This window comes from Desulfopila aestuarii DSM 18488 (genome assembly GCF_900143695.1).
In the GTDB taxonomy this organism is placed as follows: Bacteria; Desulfobacterota; Desulfobulbia; order Desulfobulbales; family Desulfocapsaceae; genus Desulfopila; species Desulfopila aestuarii.
This window is the reverse complement of record NZ_FRFE01000084.1, coordinates 1-3,472: the sequence shown is the minus strand read 5'-3', so window position 1 is coordinate 3,472 and position 3,472 is coordinate 1. Positions and strand designations below refer to the sequence as shown.

Below are 3,472 nucleotides of genomic sequence, written 5' to 3'. Positions count from 1 at the left end.
GCGGTCCACGAGAGCGGAGGCTTCTTCATTTTGCAGGAACCGTCAAACTTTTGTAGTCCCCCGGCAAAGCCGGGGGTTTACCTAAAGGAAATTAATCGAGCAACTTGATTTAAAGGAAGATCTCAACGTCCTTGAAATCGGCCCTGGGCCTGGATACTTCAGCACACACATTGCGAAAACACTGAAGCAAGGCCGGCTATTTCTCCTTGATATCCAACAAGAAATGCTCGACTTTGCCCGCAAACGCCTCGTTAAAAGAGGGCTCAAAAACGTTGAATACAAATTAACAGATGGTTTAAATTTTGATCTTGAAAGCAGTTTTTTTGACAGAGTTTTCATGGTAACTGTCATAGGTGAGGTCGAAAACAAAGATTATTATTTGCGAGAAATTCACAGAGTATTAAAAAGTGATGGAATTTTATCGATCTCAGAACTAGCAGGAGACCCCGACAAAATGGCTATCGACGATCTAAAAGATTTGGTTTGCCAGCATGGCTTCGAAGTGTCGCACATCTTTGGAACCCATAGAAACTACACAATTAATTTCACAAAGAAATAATCCATCAAATCCATCAACCCATAAACCAGCAAAGGCCCCGGCCATTGCCCCGACCGGGGCCTCACCAACACCCAATAACCATCAACACTTCATTCTCGATCAATTGCTTCAGCTCACAATCGAACAAAACCTTGATCGACACAATCGCCTTGTTCTTTCAGGCTCTGCCGTCAGCTTCATGTACAAGGCACAGTTCGGCCTCATGCAATACCAGCCGAACTTCCTTGCCTGGTTTATAGGCCGTGATTCTGCCGTCATTGACCGCCCGCCGAATCGCCTGCCGATTGCACTTGTACCGCTGAACCGCCTCGGTACAAGTGATGGTTTCAGGAATCCCACGATCAACAGCAGTCCAATGACCAGTGCTATTGCCAGTGATCGCATTGGTTCACTTCCGGCTCGGTCTGCTGTTGCCCCAACGTTTCATCTGCATCAAAGCAACAATCACCTCCTCAATCTCAGCTACGCACAGCCCCTCTCCTGCCTCGTGATTTCACCCGGCATATTGTCGAGCCATGCCTTGCGAGCCTCTTCGATCGCCTCGGCAGTTTCTAGCATCACCGCAGACACCCTTTGCATCATTTCTACATCAGGCTCCATGGCAACATTCGGCAGCGGTACAAACACTCCACCTAATAGACCACCCAGATATTGACCGAGGGGAAAGGTACGGCCTGCAGCTCCGTCATCCTCCCTGATCATGTCGATGATGGTACGCAGCCGGTCTAGCGGCCCGAACTTGCCTGTATAAAAAATCATCTTCCGTTTCCGGTTCCCGACACCAGGCACGAATAATTTTCGGAGAACACGACAACAACCGCTCCAATTCAACGGCATCACCGTGACGCAAAACCAAGTCCATCACCTCGTATGCCCTGGGGAGTTTCATATCCTTGGCAATCACAACTTCTTCCGGTAAACAGACTCGTGTTTACAGATAGATACAAAGTACTACCAACCCGTTTTTTATTGCGGAAACCGGCCTCCCTTTGCTAGGATGAGAAGCGCTACCTGCAACGCCCGAATTGCGCCCGGGGGACAGGTTTATTTTTTCCTTCCTTCGGCTAGTTCCGGCCATATATCTGACACCGATTTGCAGATAGCATCGGCAATTCCCTTACGCACTTTCTGGTTAGGCCGATGACCGTGGATTACGACAATGATGTTTGAGTTTGCAAGATTCAGCTTTCTTGCGATGTCATTAACCTTGACACCCTTAATCATCATTGCTGCTCGTATTTCGTTTTGTGTCATCATGTGTGCACGTGCTAGTATTGGATGAGCCATGAGTGTGACCCAAACAAAAACATTATTTAAAGAATACGGCTTATTGCAACAACACTTGGACTTATACAAAAAATTGAGTCAGGCAGCTCGAATTAGCGCAACAACCATTTCCAGATGGAAGAGCATTGACGCCACTACTCCAGACTCGAAAAGCTTAAAAGCAATTGCAGATTCGACAGGTTGCTCATTCGACTGGTTTATGCATGGCAGGGGAGAATTGCTCCTCCAGGAAACTCCAGGTACTCAGCAACAAGTCAGAAAAGCTATCGACCTATCGCAAGAGAAGGAAACCTTCACCTATTCAAAAATGATCACAATGACAACCAAGTTCCTCGAATCGATATCAGATCGGCTCTATTTATAGTCTTCAGGTTAAGTTCATCGTCGAAAACAAGGCCATTATCCTGTAGCCCATCCAAGCAAATATGAGGATATTCTGACATGTGGAATAATATTCTATTTATTTGGGCTGTCATTATACATCTTCTATTAACTGTATCGCATGCAAGTGATGAAATACTCATCATCACAGAGGAATGGCCTCCCTATAACTATTCAATTGATGAAAAAATTGCCGGCTTTTCGACCGAAATAGTGAAAAGCATTCTTAAGGTAATGCACAAGGAATATGAATTACAAGTCGTACCAAGTATGAGAGCGAAAGCTCTTCTTGAAAATCGTCCACAGACGATGATGTTTTCAATGTTTCGTACGCCAGAACGAGAGGCGCAGTATAAATGGATTGGCCCCTTGGTTGATGTATCAATATATTTTTACAAACGCAAAGATCGTCAGATTAAAATTGAAAGCCTCGCGGATCTTAAGAATGAAAAATTGACTGTCTGTTGTCGACACGCAGGATTGATACATGATCTCTTAGAAGAAAAAGGCTTTAACAACTTACATTCAACAGCGACGAAGGGTTTATCAATATACAAAATGCTTTTAGCAGGACGATGTGATATTGCCATCAGTGATGCAGATCTCGGGGTGAGACATAACCTCCATTTACTGAATATCAAACTGGACGACGTCTTTGAAAAAATACCCATCCCAATATTAGAAGCTGAATTGTATATAGTTGGCAGTAAAGATATTTCTGATGAGGAAATTCAACAATGGCAGTCTGCGTTGGACACATTAAAACATAATGGAGTCTACGATAAAATTCTCCAAACCTATCTTTGATAATACTCGATGAACTCCAATGACAAAATACTTCATCAGTCAAAAGGTACGGATTCAATTAGAGCCGAAATGAGTGACGGAGCCAGATTTGTAAAAAATAGCACACACTAGCAACTTGAACAGGCCCCATTTTTTTTCAACATATCCCATCAATCATTTCTCAAATTATGTAAATCTCTTAGATGGAAAAAAACAAAGGGTGACAGATATATTTTCAACAACATAACCAGACACGAATTCACTGATGATCATCTCTTCTGGAAGTGAGTACAAGTATGATTCATTATAGTCAATTAAATCATTCTGATTTCAATACATTCAGTCGTATCGATCGAAGAGACTATTCGTAAGCGCTCAACAAACGCCATCTTTTCATATCGTTAACAATCTGTTTCATTGTGGCAAACCAGACCACGGGAGGGCACAATGAAAACAGAG

General features: G+C 43.5%; 5 protein-coding genes. 3 read left to right on the top strand and 2 right to left on the bottom strand.

Translation table 11 applies throughout. The annotated features are described in order from the left end of the window. Nucleotides 1–94: 94 nt before the first annotated feature. Nucleotides 95–559 (top strand): class I SAM-dependent methyltransferase, encoded by a 465-nt coding sequence (locus tag BUF15_RS26340; protein WP_268753231.1) that lies wholly within the window; start codon nucleotides 95–97, stop codon nucleotides 557–559. Nucleotides 560–1,021: 462 nt separating this feature from the next. Here the strand turns inward: BUF15_RS26340 and BUF15_RS26335 are convergent, their stop codons facing one another. Both BUF15_RS26335 and BUF15_RS26330 read right to left on the bottom strand, forming a co-directional pair. Next, on the bottom strand, nucleotides 1,022–1,318 hold the full coding sequence (locus BUF15_RS26335) for a hypothetical protein (RefSeq protein ID WP_073617340.1): 297 nt from the start codon (nucleotides 1,316–1,318) through the stop codon (nucleotides 1,022–1,024). Between the two features lie 285 nt (nucleotides 1,319–1,603). After that, on the bottom strand, nucleotides 1,604–1,816 hold the full coding sequence (locus BUF15_RS26330; RefSeq protein WP_159441405.1) for a helix-turn-helix domain-containing protein: 213 nt from the start codon (nucleotides 1,814–1,816) through the stop codon (nucleotides 1,604–1,606). Nucleotides 1,817–1,844: 28 nt separating this feature from the next. Between BUF15_RS26330 and BUF15_RS26325 the strand changes: the two genes are divergently transcribed. Together BUF15_RS26325 and BUF15_RS26320 are read left to right on the top strand one after the other, a co-directional pair. Continuing rightward, nucleotides 1,845–2,210, top strand: a complete 366-nt coding sequence (locus BUF15_RS26325; protein WP_073617338.1) for a helix-turn-helix domain-containing protein — start codon at nucleotides 1,845–1,847, stop codon at nucleotides 2,208–2,210. A gap of 77 nt (nucleotides 2,211–2,287) precedes the next feature. Further along, the gene (locus BUF15_RS26320) at nucleotides 2,288–3,034 is read left to right on the top strand and encodes a substrate-binding periplasmic protein (protein WP_073617336.1); all 747 of its coding nucleotides are present in this window, start codon (nucleotides 2,288–2,290) and stop codon (nucleotides 3,032–3,034) included. Nucleotides 3,035–3,472: the final 438 nt, after the last annotated feature.

What these genes read in the sequence shown, in the direction of transcription:
- BUF15_RS26335 (WP_073617340.1), bottom strand. Translation starts at nt 1,318, where the DNA reads ATGATTTTTTATACAGGCAAGTTCGGGCCGCTAGACCGGCTGCGTACC.
- BUF15_RS26330 (WP_159441405.1), bottom strand. Translation starts at nt 1,816, where the DNA reads ATGATGACACAAAACGAAATACGAGCAGCAATGATGATTAAGGGTGTC.
- BUF15_RS26325 (WP_073617338.1), top strand. Translation starts at nt 1,845, where the DNA reads ATGAGTGTGACCCAAACAAAAACATTATTTAAAGAATACGGCTTATTG.
- BUF15_RS26320 (WP_073617336.1), top strand. Translation starts at nt 2,288, where the DNA reads ATGTGGAATAATATTCTATTTATTTGGGCTGTCATTATACATCTTCTA.